The organism is Methylobacterium sp. HJ2 (assembly GCF_056431005.1).
In genome coordinates, this window is record NZ_JBWJYM010000021.1 from 1 (window position 1) to 1,249 (window position 1,249).

Below are 1,249 nucleotides of genomic sequence, written 5' to 3' on the forward strand. Positions count from 1 at the left end.
TGGTCGGCCCCCACGAGGTGGTCCAAGGGTAAAGTTAGTGCGCGGTAGGCCGCTCCGCCACGAGTAGCTTGGCCGGCGGAGCTGGTCGGGCGAGCGCAGCCGGCCAAGCGGAGAAGGCTGGCACGAACACCTCCGGTGCCGGCGGCCGGTATCCCAGAGAGGCATGCGGGCGCACGCCGTTATAGTGGCGTCGCCAGCTTTCGATCACGACCTGCGCTTCCCTGAGTGTGTAGAAGATCTCGCCGTTCAGGAGTTCGTCGCGAAGCCGTGCGTTGAAGCTTTCGACGTAGCCGTTCTCCCACGGTGAGCCTGGCGTGATGTAGGCCGTCTTTGCTCCGACGCCGGTGATCCAAGCTTGGACGGCCTTCGCAACGAACTCCGGGCCGTTATCCGAACGGATATGGCTAGGTACGCCACGCAGGATGAACAGATCCGAGAGCACGTCGATGACGTCGGTTGCCTTCAGCTTGCGGGCGACTCGGATCGCCAGGCATTCATGCGTGAACTCGTCGACCACGTTGAGCATCCGGATCTTGCGTCCATCATGCGTGCGGGCCTCGACGAAGTCGTACGACCACACGTGATTGCGGTGTTCCGGGCGTAGACGGACGCAGGAGCCGTCGTTGTCCCAGATCCGCCCCCGCTTGGGCTGTCTGGCTGGGACCTTCAGACCCTCACGCCGCCAAATGCGCTCGACGCGCTTGTCGTTGACCAACCATCCGGCTGCCTTCAGCAACGCACTGATTTTGCGGTAGCCATAGCGTCCGTACCTCTCAGCCAACGCCATGAGATCGGCCGTCAGCGCCTCTTCGTCGTCGCGGCCCCGCGGTACCTTGCGCTGTGTCGAGCGATGCTGTCCGAGCGCCCGACAGGCGCGGCGCTCGGAGACGGTCATCGTCTGCATGATGTGCTCGACACAGGCGCGTCGGCGAGCGGGGCTCAGAAGTTTCCCCGAGACGCCTCCTGCAAGATCAGCTTGTCGAGGGTGAGATCCGCAATCGCCTTTCGAAGCCGAGCATTCTCGGTCTCAAGACTCTTCATCCGTCGAACCTGATCCGACTTGAGGCCGCCGAACTCACGTCGCCACCGGTAGTATGTCACCGAACTCACACCGAGCGCGCGAATCGCATCGGCCACGCTCTGGCCCTGTGAGATCAGCACGTCCGCCTGCCGTAGCTTGGCGACGATCTCCTCGGGCTTCGGGTGCTTTGCCATCTTGTCCGTCCTCCAGGCTCAAAAGCCATACCAA

General features: G+C 63.2%; 1 protein-coding gene. It reads right to left on the reverse strand.

The annotated features are described in order from the left end of the window. Positions 1-34: 34 nt before the first annotated feature. Positions 35-1,215 (reverse strand): IS3 family transposase gene (locus ACS5RC_RS26005; RefSeq protein ID WP_478346824.1). Its coding sequence is split into 2 segments (ribosomal slippage): positions 35-954 and positions 954-1,215, totalling 1,182 coding nucleotides; the frame shifts between segments, so codons are not numbered across the junction. Positions 1,216-1,249: the final 34 nt, after the last annotated feature.